This is a genomic window from Burkholderia sp. BE17 (assembly GCF_009362305.1).
GTDB lineage: Bacteria > Pseudomonadota > Gammaproteobacteria > Burkholderiales > Burkholderiaceae > Burkholderia > Burkholderia pyrrocinia_C.
The window spans coordinates 18,816-35,713 of the sequence record NZ_WHNU01000057.1 but is presented as its reverse complement, the minus strand read 5'-3'; the positions used below and the strand labels follow the sequence as shown (position 1 = coordinate 35,713).

At 67.4% G+C, this 16,898-nt stretch carries 15 protein-coding genes; 10 read left to right on the top strand and 5 right to left on the bottom strand.

The annotated features are described in order from the left end of the window. Nucleotides 1-130: 130 nt before the first annotated feature. Genes GD429_RS35625 through GD429_RS35615 form a run of 3 tightly spaced genes read left to right on the top strand, consistent with a single transcriptional unit; the run spans nt 131 to nt 2,328 of the window. Nucleotides 131-820: an ABC transporter permease gene (locus GD429_RS35625; RefSeq protein WP_152864330.1), complete on the top strand. Its 690-nt coding sequence runs from the start codon at nt 131-133 to the stop codon at nt 818-820. Beyond that, a complete protein-coding gene (locus GD429_RS35620; protein ID WP_111016361.1) occupies nt 817-1,530 on the top strand; it encodes an ABC transporter permease in 714 nt (237 codons plus the stop codon). Before GD429_RS35625 ends, GD429_RS35620 begins: the two co-directional genes overlap by 4 nt. Nucleotides 1,531-1,548: 18 nt before the next feature. Beyond that, nucleotides 1,549-2,328, top strand: coding sequence for an ABC transporter ATP-binding protein (locus GD429_RS35615; RefSeq protein WP_152864328.1), 780 nt, complete (start codon nt 1,549-1,551; stop codon nt 2,326-2,328). A gap of 54 nt (nt 2,329-2,382) precedes the next feature. On the opposite strand, the gene GD429_RS35610 is transcribed toward GD429_RS35615, so the two are convergent. After that, nucleotides 2,383-2,880: a GNAT family N-acetyltransferase gene (locus GD429_RS35610; RefSeq protein WP_321575100.1), complete on the bottom strand. Its 498-nt coding sequence runs from the start codon at nt 2,878-2,880 to the stop codon at nt 2,383-2,385. A gap of 133 nt (nt 2,881-3,013) precedes the next feature. Here GD429_RS35610 and GD429_RS35605 point away from each other — a divergent pair, with 133 nt between their 5' ends. Next, nucleotides 3,014-3,940, top strand: coding sequence for a LysR family transcriptional regulator (locus GD429_RS35605; protein ID WP_152864326.1), 927 nt, complete (start codon nt 3,014-3,016; stop codon nt 3,938-3,940). Nucleotides 3,941-4,499: 559 nt separating this feature from the next. Continuing rightward, nucleotides 4,500-5,585, top strand: coding sequence for a porin (locus GD429_RS35600; protein ID WP_152864324.1), 1,086 nt, complete (start codon nt 4,500-4,502; stop codon nt 5,583-5,585). A gap of 140 nt (nt 5,586-5,725) precedes the next feature. On the opposite strand, the gene GD429_RS35595 is transcribed toward GD429_RS35600, so the two are convergent. Then, the gene (locus GD429_RS35595) at nt 5,726-6,064 is read right to left on the bottom strand and encodes a P-II family nitrogen regulator (protein WP_006398637.1); all 339 of its coding nucleotides are present in this window, start codon (nt 6,062-6,064) and stop codon (nt 5,726-5,728) included. A gap of 77 nt (nt 6,065-6,141) precedes the next feature. Further along, the gene (locus tag GD429_RS35590) at nt 6,142-7,863 is read right to left on the bottom strand and encodes an NAD+ synthase (RefSeq protein WP_152864322.1); all 1,722 of its coding nucleotides are present in this window, start codon (nt 7,861-7,863) and stop codon (nt 6,142-6,144) included. Nucleotides 7,864-7,972: 109 nt separating this feature from the next. Here GD429_RS35590 and GD429_RS35585 point away from each other — a divergent pair, with 109 nt between their 5' ends. Next, nucleotides 7,973-9,151, top strand: a complete 1,179-nt coding sequence (locus GD429_RS35585; protein WP_152864320.1) for a GNAT family N-acetyltransferase — start codon at nt 7,973-7,975, stop codon at nt 9,149-9,151. A gap of 99 nt (nt 9,152-9,250) precedes the next feature. Here GD429_RS35585 and GD429_RS35580 read toward each other — a convergent pair whose 3' ends face one another. Continuing rightward, a complete protein-coding gene (locus tag GD429_RS35580) occupies nt 9,251-11,509 on the bottom strand; it encodes a glycoside hydrolase family 3 C-terminal domain-containing protein (RefSeq protein ID WP_152864318.1) in 2,259 nt (752 codons plus the stop codon). Between the two features lie 151 nt (nt 11,510-11,660). Here GD429_RS35580 and GD429_RS35575 point away from each other — a divergent pair, with 151 nt between their 5' ends. Both GD429_RS35575 and GD429_RS35570 read left to right on the top strand, forming a co-directional pair. Further along, nucleotides 11,661-12,695 carry a helix-turn-helix transcriptional regulator gene (locus tag GD429_RS35575; protein ID WP_152864316.1) on the top strand — a complete coding sequence of 345 codons (1,035 nt, stop codon included), beginning with the start codon at nt 11,661-11,663 and terminating at the stop codon, nt 12,693-12,695. A 49-nt stretch (nt 12,696-12,744) separates the two neighbouring features. Beyond that, the gene (locus GD429_RS35570; RefSeq protein WP_152864314.1) at nt 12,745-13,614 is read left to right on the top strand and encodes a GIY-YIG nuclease family protein; all 870 of its coding nucleotides are present in this window, start codon (nt 12,745-12,747) and stop codon (nt 13,612-13,614) included. A 54-nt stretch (nt 13,615-13,668) separates the two neighbouring features. On the opposite strand, the gene ppa is transcribed toward GD429_RS35570, so the two are convergent. Further along, nucleotides 13,669-14,196, bottom strand: a complete 528-nt coding sequence (ppa, locus tag GD429_RS35565; RefSeq protein ID WP_034178734.1) for an inorganic diphosphatase — start codon at nt 14,194-14,196, stop codon at nt 13,669-13,671. A gap of 274 nt (nt 14,197-14,470) precedes the next feature. On the opposite strand from ppa, the gene GD429_RS35560 reads away from it, so the two are divergent. Next, nucleotides 14,471-15,910, top strand: a complete 1,440-nt coding sequence (locus GD429_RS35560; RefSeq protein ID WP_152864312.1) for an aldehyde dehydrogenase family protein — start codon at nt 14,471-14,473, stop codon at nt 15,908-15,910. An 85-nt stretch (nt 15,911-15,995) separates the two neighbouring features. Further along, complete coding sequence (locus GD429_RS35555; protein WP_152864310.1) at nt 15,996-16,754, top strand: SDR family oxidoreductase; 759 nt, start codon at nt 15,996-15,998, stop codon at nt 16,752-16,754. Nucleotides 16,755-16,898: the final 144 nt, after the last annotated feature.

Genomic DNA, 16,898 nt, shown 5'->3' with positions numbered 1-16,898 from the left:
CCGCCGCTCGCGCGACGGGCTGGCCCGGCACCGTTGCCGGGGCGGACGGTCATGATACGCACGGGGCGTTCCGCGCAGTTCGGCGGGCGCGTCTTTCGCGGCGCACCGCGTGCGCCGTCAAGGACCACATATGTTTCTACAAGGTTACGGCCCGCTGATCCTCGCAGGCACCTGGCAAACCGTCAAACTGGCGGTGCTTTCGCTCGCGCTGTCGTTCCTGCTGGGTCTGCTCGGCGCGGGTGCGAAGCTGTCGCGCAACCGCGTGACGAACGGCGCCGGCACCGTCTACACGACGCTGATCCGCGGTGTACCCGACCTCGTGCTGATGCTGCTGCTGTTCTACAGCCTGCAGATCTGGCTGAACATGGCGACCGACGCACTCGGCTGGGACCAGATCGACATCGACCCGTTCCTCGCCGGCGTGATCGTGCTCGGCTTCATCTACGGCGCGTACTTCACCGAGACGTTCCGCGGCGCGTTCCTGTCGGTGCCGCGCGGCCAGCTCGAGGCCGGCAGCGCGTACGGGATGACGAACTGGCAGGTGTTCACGCGGATCATGTTCCCGCAGATGATGCGCTTCGCGCTGCCGGGCATCGGCAACAACTGGCAGGTGCTCGTGAAATCGACCGCGCTCGTGTCGATCATCGGCCTGGCCGACGTCGTGAAGGCGTCGCAGGACGCCGGCAAGGGCACGCTGCGGTTCTTCTTCTTCACGCTGATCGCGGGAGCGGTCTACCTCGCCATCACGACGATCTCGAACTTCGTGCTGATGTGGCTCGAAAAGCGCTACTCGACCGGTGTCCGCAAGGCTGACCTATGATCGAACTCATCCAAGAATACTGGCGCAACTATCTCTACACCGACGGCTATCGCATCACCGGTGTCGCGATCACGCTGTGGCTGCTCGTCGTGTCGATCGGCCTCGGCTTCTGCCTGTCGGTGCCGCTCGCGGTCGCGCGCGTGTCGAAGAGGAAGTGGCTGGCGGGCGCCGTGTGGCTCTATACGTACGTGTTCCGCGGCACGCCGCTCTACGTGCAGCTGCTGCTCTGCTACACGGGCCTCTACAGCCTGCAGGCCGTGCGCGGCACGCCGATGCTCGATGCGTTCTTCCGCGACGGGATGCACTGCACGCTGCTCGCGTTCACGCTGAACACCTGCGCGTACACCACCGAGATCTTCGCGGGCGCGATCAAGGCGACGTCGTACGGCGAGATCGAAGCCGCGCGCGCGTACGGGATGACGCCGTTCACGATGTATCGCCGCGTGATCCTGCCGTCGGCGCTGCGCCGCGCGCTGCCGCTGTACAGCAACGAAGTGATCCTGATGCTGCACGCGACGACGGTGGCGTTCACCGCGACCGTGCCGGACATCCTGAAGATCGCCCGCGACGTGAACTCGGCCACCTACATGTCGTTCCACGCGTTCGGCATCGCCGCCCTGCTCTACCTCGTGATCTCGTTCGCGCTCGTGTGGCTGTTCCGCCAGGCCGAGCGCCGCTGGCTCGCGTATCTGCGCCCGCAAGGCAAGTAAGTTTTCGCAGGACTATTGATGAATTCCCAGACCCAGAAGCTTTTCGTCGACGATCTCCACAAACGCTACGGCAGCAACGAGGTGCTCAAGGGCGTGTCGTTGAAGGCGAACGCCGGCGACGTGATCAGCGTGATCGGCTCGTCCGGCTCCGGCAAGAGCACGATGCTCCGCTGCATCAACTTCCTCGAACAGCCGAACGCCGGCCGCATCTTCGTCGACGGCGAGGAAGTGCGCACCGCCCTCGACAAGGCCGGCGCGCTGCGCGCGGCCGATCCGAAACAGTTGCAGCGCGTGCGTACCAAGCTGTCGATGGTGTTCCAGCACTTCAATCTCTGGTCGCACATGAACGTGCTCGAGAACGTGATGGAAGCGCCCGTGAACGTGCTCGGCATCCCGAAGAAGGAAGCCGAGGAGCGTGCGCGCGAATACCTGGAAAAGGTCGGCCTCGCGCCGCGCGTCGAGAAGCAGTATCCGTCGCACCTGTCGGGCGGGCAGCAGCAGCGTGTCGCGATCGCGCGTGCGCTCGCGATGCACCCGGACGTGATGCTGTTCGACGAGCCGACGTCGGCGCTCGACCCGGAGCTGGTGGGCGAAGTGCTGAAGGTGATGCAGAAGCTCGCCGAGGAAGGCCGCACGATGATCGTCGTCACGCACGAGATGGGCTTTGCGCGCAACGTGTCGAACCACGTGATGTTCCTGCACCAGGGCCGCGTCGAGGAAGAAGGCGTGCCGGCCGAGGTGTTTGCCAACCCGAAGAGCGAACGCCTGCGCGGGTTCCTGTCGGGCAGCCTCAAGTAACGTACGCAACGCACGACGTGCGAACGGGCGCCCCGCGGGGCGCCCGTTTTGCGTTTACGCGGCGCTCACCGGCGTGCAGTCGGCGAACGCGCGCAGTTCGTCGCCCGCGAGCCGGTAACGCACCCATTCGCTCTGCGGCGCGGCGCCGACGCTCTCGTAGAAACGGATCGCCGGCTCGTTCCAGTCGAGCACACTCCATTCGAAACGCCCGCAGCCCGACTCAACCGCGATCCGCGCGAGCGCCTTCAGCAGCCGCAACCCGGCGCCCGCACCGCGAAAGCGCGGCGACACGTACAGATCCTCGAGGTACAGCCCCTGCCGGGCAAGCCAGGTCGAATACGAGAAGAAATACACGGCGAAGCCGGCCGGCTCGCCGTCGACCTCGCACACCAGCGCGCGCGCCGGTGAACCTTCGCCGAACAGGCTGCGCTCGAGCGACGCGGGCGTCGCGATCACTTCGTGCTCCGCCTTCTCGTAGACAGCCAGCTCGATAATGAAACGCAGGATCAGCGGCACGTCCGCGGCGGTGGCGGTACGGATGTCGATTTGCACGGGTTGAGCCCTCCTCCGGCCCGGACTTGAAACGAAAAGCGGCGCAGCACAACCGCGCTGGCGCCGATCAGACCGTCATGCTACGTTCACGCCGTGCCTGCAGGAAGTGCAGTTTCTTCATCCTGACCTGAACATGATGCATCCCGACCTGCGTCGCCTCGACCTGAACCTGCTGCTCGCGTTCGACGCGCTGTACCGGCACCGGTCGGTCGCCGCGGCCGCGCACGAGCTCGCGATGAGCCCGTCCGCGCTGAGCCACGCGCTCGCGCGGCTGCGCGATGCGATCGGCGACGCGCTGTTCGTGCGCCTCGGCAACGAGATGCAGCCGACGGTGCGCGCCGACGACATCGCCACGTGGGCCGGCGACGCGCTCGACACGATGTCTAAGGGTCTCGCCCGCGCGCGCCGCTTCGATCCCGCGCAAAGCGACCGCACGTTCGTGTTCGCCGCGACCGACTACACGGCGTTCGCGGTGCTGCCGGCGTTCCTCGCGCGCATCCAGCACGTCGCGCCGCGGCTGCGGATCCGCGTCGTGCATTCCGACCGGAAGATTTCCGTCGACGAGCTGGCGGCCGGCCGCATCGATTTCGCGCTCGGCTACCACGAGGAATCGTCGGCCGACGCGCCGGGCATCGAGGATTTCGACTGGTTCTCCGACGACTACGTCGTGATCGCGAGCGCCACGCATCCGGACATCCGCCGGCGGCTGACGCTCGACCAGTACCTGGCGGCCCGCCACGTGGTCGTCACGCCGTGGAACGAATCGCGCGGCGTCGTCGACTACGTGCTCGACCGGCTCGGCCTCGCGCGGCAGGTCGCCGTGCAGTTGCCGACCGTACTGGCCGCGCCGTTCGTGATCGCGGAATCCGCACTCCTGATGACCGTACCGAACCGCGCCGCGCAAGCGCTGCGGCATGCGACGCCGATCCGCATCTTCCCTGCGCCGTTCGAGATCCCGCGCTACACGCTGAAGGTCTACTCGCACGCGAAGCATGCGCGCACCGATGCGCACCGCTGGATTCGCGCACAGCTGCTCGACGCACGTCCGGGCCCGGGCTGAGCTCGACATGCCGCGGCCGCACGCCTTATGCGACGGGTGTTGCAGGCACTGGACGGCGACATCCGGCGGCCGCAAATTCATTACGAAATACTTACCAATTTCGCATCTTTCGCGCCTACGCCCGCGCCCCGGCAACGTCAATAGTGGCAATCCTTGACCCATGTTCGCGGAATTCATGTCTCCCTTGCGGGACAAGGGTTTTCCGGTAATTGCGAACCCCTATGCCACCTGTCGCGCACTGTGTTGCATGGCAAATTGGCGACAGGTGTTAGTCAAACAACGATTTCCATCGCCACAAAATTGTATTTTTGCTAAATTAGTAACCAAAGTAGCAAAACGAAGTTCGTGAAATGTAGTTTAGCTTCACGACACTACAAGGAGACCCCGCAGGCCGACCCGGCTGTGCGCGGGAACGCTCAACGGTTTTCCGTCTGCTTGCCTGCGTGCCGCGCTTACCGGCCCTGCACGAGGTCTCCCTGGTTATCCCGCTTTTGCCCGGCGCTCGCGCTCCGGGCATCTCATGCAGTCTGGGTTGACTTTTTGACAGGGTATGGAGGAGATGATGAAGAAAGCTTTGGTCGCGGCCGCGCTGATGGCTGCTGGGGTGGTGACGGCGCACGCGCAGAGCAGCGTCACGCTGTATGGCCGCCTGGATGCAGGCATCGAGTACATGAACGGCCTGCAAGACGGCCACCGAGTACGCGCGGAAAGCGGCGACTGGGGCACGAGCCTGTGGGGCTTGAAGGGTAGCGAGGACATCGGCGGCGGCAACAAGGTCCTGTTCCACCTCGAAGGTGCGTTCAACACGATGACCGGCGGTCTCGGCACGTCCGGCTCGATCTGGGATCGTTTCGCGACGGTCGGCATCTCGAACGACCGCTACGGTACGCTGCTGTTCGGTCGCGAACTCGCGATCGCGAACGGCGTGTGGGACTTCGATCCGCTGGGCCAGTCGAGCTGGTCGTCGGCATCGCTCGTGCGCGGCCGCAACTGGAACAAGACCAGCAACAACGTGTCGTACCAGTCGCCGCAGTTCTACGGCTTCGACTTCTACGGCCAGTTCGCGTTCTCGAACTCCACCAGCTTCAACGGCAACACGACGGCCGGCCAGCCGGGCCGTGCAGCCGGCGCGCAGATCACCTACACGAACTCGCTGTTCCAGTTGCGCGGCATCTACGACGAAACGCGCGACAGCAACGGCCGCTTCTCGGACGTGTTCAACTACTCGCGTGAATACTTCGCGGGTGCGAACGTGTTCCTCGGCCAGTTCAAGCTGCAGGCCGCCTACCAGTCGTCGCACGCGGACGGCAGCGGCGGCCCGGCGGTCAACAACGGCATCACCGGCACCCAGCAGATCTGGGGCGGCGTGACGTGGCAGGCTACGCCGGCGGCGGCGCTGATCGCGGCCGTGTATCACGTGAACGCGAACCACGGCGGCGGCAACGCGAACATCTACACGGTCGGCGGTTCGTACAACATCTCGAAGCGCACGCTGTTCGACGTGCAGGTCGCGACGGTGCGCAACAGCTCGACGGCCAACTTCGGCCTGAACGCGAACGGCGCGGGCACGGCCGTGTCGACCGGCAACCCGCATCCGGGCGGCAGCCAGACCGGCGTCTACGCCGGCATCCAGCACCTGTTCTGATCAGGCGCCGTCCAAAGAACGATTCGGCAACACTTTCCACGCTGCTGCGAGAGGCGCGTATCGGTGCGGTACCCAACCGGGTATCGCACCGTTTTTTATTGGCGGGCCGGTTTCGCACGGCCCACTGACGAATACGGCGCTCAGACGGCCGCTTCGTTCTCTTCGCCGGTACGGATGCGGATCACGCGTTCGACGTCCGACACGAAGATCTTGCCGTCGCCGATCTTGCCGGTGCGCGCCGCGCCGATCACCGCGTCGATCACCTGGTCGACCTGCGCTTCCGCGACGACCACCTCGATCTTCATCTTCGGCAGAAAGTCGACCACATATTCGGCACCGCGATACAGCTCGGTATGCCCCTTCTGGCGGCCGAAGCCCTTCACTTCCGTCACGGTCAGGCCCGTGAGACCCACTTCGGCGAGCGCTTCGCGGACTTCGTCCAGCTTGAACGGCTTGATGATGGCTGTGATGCGTTTCATGATGGTTGTCCCTCAATGCTCGTTTGGATGAAAAATCGCGATCCCGATTGTAAGCCGTGCGGTATGCCGTGCACGGGTCAGTCGAGACGCTCGGTAAAGCGCGACGTGATCGGATAGCGCCAGTCGCGCCCGAATGCGCGATGCGTGACGCGGATGCCGATCGGCGCCTGGCGGCGCTTGTATTCGTTGATCTTGATGAGCCGCGTCACGCGTTCGACGTCGGCCTGCACATAACCGGCCGCGACGATCTCGGCGAGCGGCCGGTCTTCTTCCATGTACATCCGCATGATCGCGTCGAGCACGTCGTACGGCGGCAGGCTGTCCTGGTCGGTCTGGTTCTCGCGCAGCTCGGCCGACGGCGCGCGCGTCAGGATCCGCTCGGGGATCACGTTGCGCAGCACGTAGTCGGCCGTTTCGTTGCGATAGCGGCAGAGCCGGTACACGAGCGTTTTCGCGATGTCCTTGATCACCGCGAAACCGCCGGCCATGTCGCCGTACAGCGTGCAGTAGCCGACCGCCATCTCGCTCTTGTTGCCGGTCGTCAGCACGATCGAGCCGAACTTGTTCGACAGCGCCATCAGCAGCGTGCCGCGAATGCGCGCCTGGATGTTCTCCTCCGTCGCGTCTTCCGCGCGGCCCGCGAACTCGCCCGCGAGCGCCGCGCGGAACGCGTCGAACATCGGCGCGATCGCGATCTCGTCGTAGCGCACGCCGACGCGCCGCGCCATCTCCGCCGCATCGGTGGTCGAGATGTCGGCCGTGAAGCGTGACGGCATCATCACCGCACGCACGCGCTCGGGCCCGAGCGCATCGCACGCGACGGCCAGCACCAGCGCCGAATCGACGCCGCCCGACAGCCCGATGAGCACGCCGGGAAACCCGTTCTTGCCGATGTAGTCGCGCACGCCCAGCACGAGCGCGCGGTACACCTGCGCCTCCAGCGACAGTTCCGGCGCGATCGCGCCGGGCAGCGGCCGCGCGCCGTCGAATTCGACGATCGCATGCCCTTCGTCGAACTGCGGCATCTTCGCGACGAGCGCGCCCTGAGCGTCGAGCACGAACGAGCCGCCGTCGAACACGAGTTCGTCCTGTCCGCCGACGAGGTTCACGTACACCATCGGCAGCCCGGTCTCGCGGATCCGCGCGCGCAGGATGTCGATGCGCACCGCTTCCTTGTTCATGTGGTACGGCGAGCCGTTCGGGATCAGCAGCACCTGCGCGCCGGCCGCCTTCGCGATCTGCGCCGCCGATGCGTGCCATGCGTCCTCGCAGATGATCACGCCGAATTTCACGCCGTTCAGCTCGAACACGAGCGGCTCGGCGTCCGTCGCGAAATAGCGCTTCTCGTCGAACACCTCGGCGTTGGGCAGATCCTGCTTGCGGTAGGTGCCGACGATCTCGCCGCCGACGATCAGCGACACCGCGTTGAAGGTGTCGGTGGGCGGCACGCCGCGCTCGATCGGGCGGTTTGCATTACCATCGACGGCTGACGCGAGCGGAGCGCCGCCCGACGGATCGCCGCCCGCGCCGCGCAACGGATGGCCGACCAGCACCGCAAGCCCGTCGAACGCCTTCAGCTCATCGGCGAGCGCGGCGAGCGCGGCGGCCGCCGCCGCGTAGAACGCGGGCCGCAGCAGCAGGTCTTCCGGCGGATAGCCGGACAGCGCGAGTTCGGGCGCGACCATCAATTGCGCACCATCGTTGTGCGCGGCGCGCGCGGCCGCGACGATCCGCGCGACGTTGCCGGCGAAATCGCCGACGGTGACGTTGATCTGGGCGAGAGCGAGTCGGGTCTTCATGACGGGATCGGCGCAGCCCGGCGGCGCGCCCTGAAGGGCTGACGAAATCGACCCGGGCGCGTGCCACGGCGGCACGCATCCGGCAACATCCAACGGTACGGATTCACGCTTGAAACACGAACGCATCGATTATCGCACGGGCATCCTGTCGTCCCCCGCGGAGGTGCCGGCCGACGAGTGGAACGCGCTGCTCGCGCGCGACGCGCAGCCGACGCCGTTCCTGCGCCACGAATTCCTCGACGCGCTGCATGTCTCGCGCTGCGCGGTCGACGATACCGGCTGGTCGCCGCACTTCGTCACGCTGACCGACGAGCGCACGGGTCGCCTCGCTGCCGCCGCGCCCGTCTACGCGAAGCAGCATTCGTACGGCGAATACGTGTTCGACTGGGCGTGGGCCGACGCGTACCAGCGCAACAATCTGCCCTACTATCCGAAGCTGCTGTGCGCGGTGCCGTTCACGCCCGTGCAGGGCACGCGCCTGCTCGCGGCCGACGACGATGCGCGCCGCCGGCTCGCGGCCACGCTGCTCGCATTCGCCGAGCAGAGCGACGTGTCGTCGCTGCACGTGCTGTTCCCGACCGGCGACGAAGCGCGGCTCCTCGAATCGATGGGAATGATGCTGCGCGAAGGCGTGCAGTTTCACTGGATCAACGACGGCTACCGCCATTTCGACGATTTCCTCGCCACGCTGGAGCAGAAGAAGCGCAAGAACATCCGCGCGGAACGGCGCAAGGTGCACGATGCAGGCGTGACGTTCCGGCGGCTCACCGGCGACCGGATCAGCGACGCCGACTGGCGCTTCTTCTCGCGCTGCTACCGGCAGACCTACCGCGAACACTATTCGAGCCCGTACCTGAACCTCGACTTCTTCCGCACGATCGGCGCGACGATGCCCGAGAACCTGCTGCTCGTGATCGCGGAAGCCGACGGCCAGCCGATCGCGAGCGCGCTCGCCGTCTACCGGCGCGGCGAGCATGGCGGCGGCACGCTGTACGGCCGCTACTGGGGCGCGCTCGAGCACGTGCCCTGCCTGCATTTCGAAACGGCCTACTACCAGTTGCTCGAATTCTGCATCGAGGCCGGGCTCGATACGTTCGAAGGCGGCGCGCAAGGCGAGCACAAGCTCGCGCGCGGGTTCCTGCCGACCGTCACGCACTCCGCGCACTGGCTCGCGCACCCGGCGTTCTCGGATGCGGTCGCGCGCTTTCTCGAACGCGAAACCGAGCATATCCACGCGTACGTCGACGAACTGCGCGAACACGATCCGTTCCGGCGCGGCGCCGAGTAGCGCGAGACGGGACGTGCGCCGCCGGTCTGCATCGGGCACATTCGGCGCGGGGCAGGCCCGAGCGATGCCCCGGGCCTGCCCCGCGCATGACGCGGCCGGTCAGCGCGCCGCGAGCGACACCGCCTGCAACAGCGCCTGCGGATCGCGCGACGACGCAGCGGCCGTGAGCGTATAGCTGCCCGCGCTCACCCGCCATGCATGCGTGCCTACGTCCCAGGTCGCAAACCGCTGCGCCGGCACCACGACGCTGACCGTGCGCGCTTCGCCCGGCTGCAGCGCGACCTTGGTCCAGCCGACGAGCCGCTTCGGCGGTTCGCCGAGCGAGGCGGGCAGCGCCGCGTAGATCTGCACCGTTTGCACGCCGGCCCGCGCGCCGGTGTTCGTCACGGTCGCACCGACCGTCACGTTGCCCGATGCGTCGGCCTGCGCGGTCATCCCGGCGAGTGCATACGTCGTGTACGACAGCCCGTAGCCGAACGGGAACAGCGGCTCGATCGCCTTCGCGTCGAACCAGCGGTAGCCGTACGCGAGCCCTTCCGCATAGACCGATTGCTGGCTCGCCGGGTCGATCGTCGGCTGGGGCAGGTCGGCCTCCTGCTTCGGGAACGTCAGCGGCAGCCGGCCCGACGGGTTCGCGTCGCCGAACAGCAGGTCCGCGATCGCCTGGCCGCCCTGCACGCCCGGGTACCACGCGTCGAGCACGCCGTGTACGTTCGCGAGCCACGGCATCAGCACGGGGCTGCCGTTCTCGAGCACGACGATCACGCGCTTCGCCTTCGCCGCGACCGCGGCGATCAGCGCGTTCTGGTCGTATTGCTGGTTGTACGGATCGGCCTTCGCATCGGGCAGCGACAGGCTCGCCAGGTCGAGCCCTTCCGTCTGCCACTGCGTCGCGAACACGATCGCGACATCGGCCTGCGCGGCCGCGTTCGCGGCGGCGTTCGCGTCGGTCCCGTCGAGATAGCTGACCGACGCGTTCGGCGCCTTTGCGCGGATCGCCGCGAGCGGCGCGGACTTGTACCAGGTCGCGCAGCCGCCGAACAGCGTGTCGGCCGGCTGCTGGCAGGCCGTCACCGCATTGCCGTCGATCGCCGGCACCGCGCCCGAGCCGCCGCCCGACAGCACGCCCGCATCCGCATGCCCGCCGATCACGACTACCGACTTGAGCGCACCGGCCGCCAGCGGCAGCACGGGCTGCGCATCGCCGGGCGCGGCCGCGTTCTTCAGCAGCACCGCGGATTGCCGCGCGATCGCGAGCGCATCGGCGTTGCCGGCGGCTTCGTCGATCGCACCGCCCGGCTTCGGCGGCGCGTCCATCACGCCGATGCGGATCAGCGTGCGCAGCTTGCGCTGCACCATGTCGTTCAGCCGCGCGACCGATACGCTGCCGGCCTGCAGCGCCGCACGCAGCTTCGTATTGAAGTACGAACCGAGCGGCGCGTTGCCGTCGTCGGCCGCGCCCGGCTGTTCCTCGTCGAGCCCCGCCTGTACGGCCGCGACCGTCGAGTGCGTCGCACCCCAGTCCGACTGCACGACGCCCTTGAAGCCCCACTCGTTCTTCAGCACCGTCGTCAGCAGATACGGGTTCTCGCACGCATACACGCCGTTCAGCTTGTTGTACGAGCACATCACGTTGCCCGGCTGGCCGTCCTTCACGCCGATCTCGAACGCGAGCAGCTCGGCCTCGCGCATGGTCCGCTCGTCGACCACCGAATCGATCGTCATCCGGTTGGTTTCCTGGTCGTTGAACGCGAAGTGCTTGATCGTCACGATCACCTTCTGCGCCTGCGTCGCGTTCGTGCGCGCGGCGCTCAGCGTGCCCGCGAGCACCGGATCCTCGCCCATGTATTCGAACGTGCGGCCGTTACGCGGCTCGCGCGCGAGGTTCACGCCGCCGCCGAGCCCTTCCGCGAAACCGAGCGCGCGCAGTTCAAGCGCGATGCGCTTGCCGTAGGTGCCCGCGAGCGCCGGGTCCCACGTCGCCGCGAGCGCGACCGGTGCGGGCAGCGCGGTCACGCGCGCATTCTTCACGTTCACGCCGCCCGCCGAATCGGCGCTGCTGACGCCCGGAATGCCGAGCCGCGGCACGCCCGGGATGTAGCTCGCGCCGTTCAGCGCATCGGCCGGAAACGGCCCGCCCAGGTCGAGCGCGGGCAGGCCCGTGCCGTGCACGAGCTGCAGCTTTTCGTCGGTCGTCAGTTGCGCGACGAGCGCGGCCGCGCGCTGGTCGGCCGCGGCATCCGCGTCGGCCGACGCGGACGGGCCCGGCTGGATGTCGTCGCCGCCGCACGACGCGAGCAACACCGTGAGCGCGCACGCGGACGCGATCGTCGAACACCGGAACAGCGAAGTTTTCATTGATCCTCCTGAATCGATCTGTTGTACTTGTCGCCACACTCCAGCGTCCGAGTCTAAAAATCGACCGGTCACCACGCTTGACCGGCAGGAGCATGCGTTGACCTCTCGCAGCGGGGACAAACCCGAACGGCATGACGACAGGGAGACAGACATGGAGTTGCGACAGAAATCGGTATCCGTCCGGATCTACCGCTGGCTGTGCGAAGACGCGCGCGCGAACGGCATCGACATCGTGCCGCTTTACGAGACGCTCGGCATCGGGCCGGCCGAACTCGCCGACGACATGCGCCGCATCGCGGGCGACCGGCACGTCGCCGCGATGCGGCTGACGAGCGCGTGGCCGCTGTCCTGGTACCGCTCGCCGCCGCAGGCCGTGCCGTGGCTCGTGCCGTTCCCGGAGCTCGCGGGCGTCACGTGCAACGCGGCGACGCTGCGCGACGCGCTGCACGGTTACCTGCACTATCGCGAGCTGATCGGCAACGTCGACTGGATCTTCGCGCACGAGCACGGCGATGCGATCGCGCTCGAATACGTGAACGAAGGAGACGGCCGGCACGCGGGCAGCGCGCTCGCGAACCTCGCGATCCTCGCGGCGCTCGCGCGCCTGTACGATCCGCACGTGCGCGTCGACGACGCGGAATTCGCCGGCCGTGCGTTCGCGCCCGCGGCCGCGCTGCGCGACATGCTCGGTGCGCCGGTGTCGTTCGACACCGCCCACAACCGCATCGTGCTGCGCTCCGCACGCTTAGACACGCCGTTCGAGCGCTACAACGCACCGCTCGCCGGCATCCAGCGTCATGCGGCCGACGCCGCGCGCGACCGGGTTCGCGTGCGCTCGACGTTCGGCTCGTCCGTCGAGCAATGCGTGCGCGACTGGCTGCGTACCTCAGACGACGCCGACGTGCCGACCGACACGCTGATGCAGCACGTGTGCACACGCTTCGCGATGTCGCGCTGGACGCTACGCCGGCGGCTGCATCGCGAAGCGGTCGGCTTTCACGCGCTCGTCGCGCAGGCGCGGCTCGGCGAGGCGCGCGACCTGCTGCTGAATACGCAATTGCCGATCGGCGAGATCGGCGTGCGCGTCGGCTTCCGTTCGACGAGCGCATTCACGCGCTTCTTCACGCGCGAACTCGGCTCGGCGCCGAGCCGCTTCCGCGACGGGCACGGCGACGGACTGCGATGACGCGCAACTTTTCTGAGACACTGGCGGCTTCGCATCCCGCCGCCCTGCCATGTCCTGGTTTCTGTATCTGATCGAATGCGCCGACGACAGCGTTTACACGGGCATCACGACCGACGTTGCCGCGCGCTTCGACGAGCACGCGGCCGGCAAGGGCGCGCGCTACACGCGCTCGCGCAAGCCTCGCGCGGTGCTCGCGTCGTTTCCGCAGCCCGACCGGTCGAGCGCGTCGCGCGCCGAATACTGGGTGAAACGGCTCACGCCTGCGCAGAAGCGTGAGCTGGCGGCCGGGTTGCGGACGCTGGAATCGGTGCTGCCGGCAGGGTTGACGGTCGACGGGAACGGTGAGGTTGCCGGGTTGAAGGCAGGTGCGCGCGGGCGGAAGAAGGTGAAGGCAAAGGCGGAGAGCGTCGATAGCGCGACGAAAACAGCTGAAATGAAGCAACCTGCCGAGAAAGCCGAGAAAGCCGAGAAAGCCGAGAAAGCCGAGAAAGCCGAGAAAGCCATCAAGTCTGCAAAAACCGCGAAGACCCGACAAGCCGCTAAGGCTCCAAAGGCGGCAAAAGCCGCGCCGGTCGCGAAGCGCGCGAAGAACGACGGCGATGCGGTCGTGAAAAAGACCGCGTCGCGCGGCGCATCGTCGAAAAAAGACCAACAGGCCGCGTCCCCGTCGTCGAAAAGCAAAGCGCCGGCGGCCAACGGCAAGCCCGTCACGAACGGACGCGACGCCACCGGCCCCGCGCCGGCGCGCCGCCCTCCGTCGGCGACGAAAACCGCCGAAGCCACCGTGGTCTCCGCTGCCCCTCGACACGCCAAACGCACGACGGGCGCGAAGGACGCGCCGACCACCACCGCCCTGCCCGCCTCCCCTTCCGCTCGCAAGAAAACCGCGCGCGCAAAACAAAACCGCGCGGCCTCCTGAGGAGACACGCGCGGTTTGCGTTTCGCACGAACCGACCGTTGGCCGGCGCGCCGCTTACTTCTTGTAGTTCGCGGCGCCGTCGGTGATTTCCTTGTGCGCGGCTTCGATGCCGGCCCAGCCTTCGACCTTCACCCACTTGCCCTTCTCGAGCGCCTTGTATTGCTCGAAGAAGTGCTTGATCTGGTCCTTCAGGTACTCGGGCACGTCGTCGATCGACTTCAGGTTCGCCGTCATCGGGCAGATCTTGTCGTGCGGCACCGCGACCAGCTTCGCGTCGACACCCGACTCGTCGGTCATCTGCAGCATGCCGAGCACGCGCGAACGCACGATCGAGCCGGCGAGCAGCGGGAACGGCGTGATCACCAGCACGTCGACCGGATCGCCGTCGCCCGACAGCGTCTGCGGGATGTAGCCGTAGTTCACCGGATAGCGCATGCCCGTGCCGATGAAGCGGTCGACGACGAGGAGGCCCAGCTCCTTGTCCGCCTCGTACTTCACCGGATCGCTTTGCGCGGGAATCTCGATGATCACGTTGAAATCTTGCGGCAGGTCCTTGCCGGCCGGAACATGATTGAAGCTCATGAGCGCTCTCTGTAGGTCGATGGGAATTCGGGACAGGGCGCCGCGGCCGATGCACCGCCGCAGGCGTCCCTCAACGGAATGCGCCATTATAGCCAATCGATCGGTGGCGTCCGGATGACGATCGGCGCGATAATCGCTCCGGATGCCCGGCCGTCGAACGACAGGCGGCGTTGGATGGGATCGGCATCGGCGCTGAAGCGCCGGCGCCGGTCGACCGCGAGGCATGGGACCAGCGTAAGCGCTAAAGCGCTGACTCGGGTCGACAGGAGCTGGCATGGAAGAGGCGAAGCACTTCATCGCGGGCGAATGGACGTTGCCCGCGCAACTGGAAACGATCGCGGTCGTCGATCCGTCCGACGGCCAGCCGTTCGCGACGATCGCGCGCGGCACCGCGCCCGACATCGAGCGAGCGGTCGCCGCGGCCCGCGACGCATTCGCGGGCGCATGGGGCGCCGCGAGCGCCGCCGAGCGCGGCCGCGTGCTGATGCGGCTGTCGGCACGCGTGGCCGATTCCATCGAGGAACTCGCGGCGATCGAGGCGCGCGACACCGGCAAGCCGCTGAAGCAGGCGCGCGCGGATGCGGCCGCGCTCGCGCGCTACTTCGAGTTCTACGCGGGCGCCGCCGACAAACTGCACGGCGAAACCCTCCCCTATCAGGCCGGCTATACGGTGCTGACGGTGCGCGAGCCGCACGGCGTCACGGGCCACATCGTGCCGTGGAACTACCCGATGCAGATCTTCGGGCGCAGCGTCGGCGCGGCGCTCGCGGCCGGCAACGCGTGCGTCGTCAAGCCGGCCGAGGATGCGTGCCTGTCCGTGCTGCGCGTCGCCGAGCTGGCCGCCGAGGCCGGGCTGCCGGCCGGCGCGCTCAACATCGTCACCGGCTACGGCCATGAAGCCGGCGCCGCGCTCGCACGGCATCCGGGCATCGACCACATCTCGTTTACGGGTTCGCCGGCCACCGGCAAGCTGGTCACGCAGATGGCGGCCGAGAACCACGTGCCGGTCACGCTCGAACTCGGCGGCAAGTCGCCGCAGATCGTGTTCGCCGATGCCGACCTCGAAGCGGCGCTGCCCGTGCTCGTGTCGGCGATCGTGCAGAACGGCGGCCAGACCTGCTCGGCCGGCAGCCGCGTGCTGATCGAGCGCGCGGTCTACGAGCCGCTCGTCGAGCGCCTCGCCACCGCGTTCAACGGGCTGCGCGTCGGCCCGAGCCGCGCCGATCTCGACTGCGGCCCGCTGATCAACGCGAAGCAGCAGCAGCGCGTGTGGGATTTCCTGTCCGACGCGCAGCACGACGGCATTCCGATGGCCGCGCACGGGCAGGTCGTCGCCGACGCACCCGAAAGCGGCTTCTACCAGGCGCCCGCGCTGTTGCGCGACGTGCCGCCGTCGCACCGGCTCGCGCAGGAGGAAGTGTTCGGCCCCGTGCTCGCCGCGATGCGCTTCGTCGATGAAGACGAAGCCGTCGCGCTCGCGAACGGCACGCCGTACGGCCTCGTCGCGGGCATCTGGACGCGCGACGGCGCGCGCCAGATGCGTGTCGCGCGGCGCCTGCGCGCAGGCCAGGTATTCATCAACAACTATGGCGCGGGCGGCGGCGTCGAACTGCCGTTCGGCGGTGTCGGTCACTCGGGCCATGGCCGCGAAAAAGGCTTCGAGGCGCTGTACGGCTTTACCGCGCTGAAGACGATCGCGATCCGGCACGGCTGAACGCGCGGCGCGCGAAACGCGGCCGGCAGCGGCCGGCCGCATCGCACAACACGACGACTCTCATAACCAGCACAGGAGACACACCATGCGGTTGAGCGGCAAGACGGCAATCGTCACAGGCGGCGGCTCGGGTTTCGGCGAAGGCATCGCGAAGACGTATGCGCGCGAAGGCGCGAACGTCGTCGTCAACGACCTGAACGGCGCGGCGGCCGAGCGCGTCGCGAGCGAGATCGCGCTCGCGGGCGGCAAGGCGATCGCGGTGGCGGGCGACGTGTCGAAGCAGGACGACTGGCACACGCTGCTCCAAGCCGCGCTCGACGATTTCCATTCGGTCCAGATCGTCGTGAACAACGCGGGCACCACGCACCGCAACAAGCCGGTGCTCGACGTGACGGAAGCCGAGTTCGACCGCGTGTACGCGGTCAACATGAAAAGCCTGTTCTGGTGCGTGCAGACCTTCGTTCCGTACTTCCGCAAACAGGGCGGCGGCGTGTTCGTGAACGTCGCGTCGACGGCCGGCGTGCGGCCGCGCCCGGGCCTCGTCTGGTACAACAGCACGAAGGGCGCGATGATCACCGCGAGCAAATCGCTCGCGGCCGAGCTCGGCGCCGACCGCATCCGCGTGAACTGCATCAATCCCGTGCTCGGCGAGACGGCCCTGATGACCGAATTCATGGGCTGCGAGGACACGCCCGACAACCGCAGCCGCTTCCTCGCGACGATCCCGCTCGGCCGCTTCTCGACACCGCAGGACATCGCGAACGCGGCGCTTTACCTCGCGTCCGACGAGGCCGAATTCATCACGGGCGTCTGCCTCGAAGTCGACGGCGGGCGCTGCATCTAGCCGTACCGGGCTGTTCGCGTGCCGCGTCGGGATTCACCGGCCGGCACGGCATTCATGTATTGCTTCGCACGAAACCGGATCAAGGGCCGATGTATCGGCTCCGGTCAACCATAAAAACCGCAAAGCATGCGATCCAAGTAAACG

Excerpts from the sequence above, each read along its gene's own strand:
- GD429_RS35625 (WP_152864330.1), top strand. The coding sequence starts at position 131 with ATGTTTCTACAAGGTTACGGCCCGCTGATCCTCGCAGGCACCTGGCAA.
- GD429_RS35620 (WP_111016361.1), top strand. The coding sequence starts at position 817 with ATGATCGAACTCATCCAAGAATACTGGCGCAACTATCTCTACACCGAC.
- GD429_RS35615 (WP_152864328.1), top strand. The coding sequence starts at position 1,549 with ATGAATTCCCAGACCCAGAAGCTTTTCGTCGACGATCTCCACAAACGC.
- GD429_RS35605 (WP_152864326.1), top strand. The coding sequence starts at position 3,014 with ATGATGCATCCCGACCTGCGTCGCCTCGACCTGAACCTGCTGCTCGCG.
- GD429_RS35600 (WP_152864324.1), top strand. The coding sequence starts at position 4,500 with ATGATGAAGAAAGCTTTGGTCGCGGCCGCGCTGATGGCTGCTGGGGTG.
- GD429_RS35595 (WP_006398637.1), bottom strand. The coding sequence starts at position 6,064 with ATGAAACGCATCACAGCCATCATCAAGCCGTTCAAGCTGGACGAAGTC.
- GD429_RS35590 (WP_152864322.1), bottom strand. The coding sequence starts at position 7,863 with ATGAAGACCCGACTCGCTCTCGCCCAGATCAACGTCACCGTCGGCGAT.
- GD429_RS35580 (WP_152864318.1), bottom strand. The coding sequence starts at position 11,509 with ATGAAAACTTCGCTGTTCCGGTGTTCGACGATCGCGTCCGCGTGCGCG.
- GD429_RS35575 (WP_152864316.1), top strand. The coding sequence starts at position 11,661 with ATGGAGTTGCGACAGAAATCGGTATCCGTCCGGATCTACCGCTGGCTG.
- GD429_RS35570 (WP_152864314.1), top strand. The coding sequence starts at position 12,745 with ATGTCCTGGTTTCTGTATCTGATCGAATGCGCCGACGACAGCGTTTAC.
- ppa (WP_034178734.1), bottom strand. The coding sequence starts at position 14,196 with ATGAGCTTCAATCATGTTCCGGCCGGCAAGGACCTGCCGCAAGATTTC.
- GD429_RS35560 (WP_152864312.1), top strand. The coding sequence starts at position 14,471 with ATGGAAGAGGCGAAGCACTTCATCGCGGGCGAATGGACGTTGCCCGCG.
- GD429_RS35555 (WP_152864310.1), top strand. The coding sequence starts at position 15,996 with ATGCGGTTGAGCGGCAAGACGGCAATCGTCACAGGCGGCGGCTCGGGT.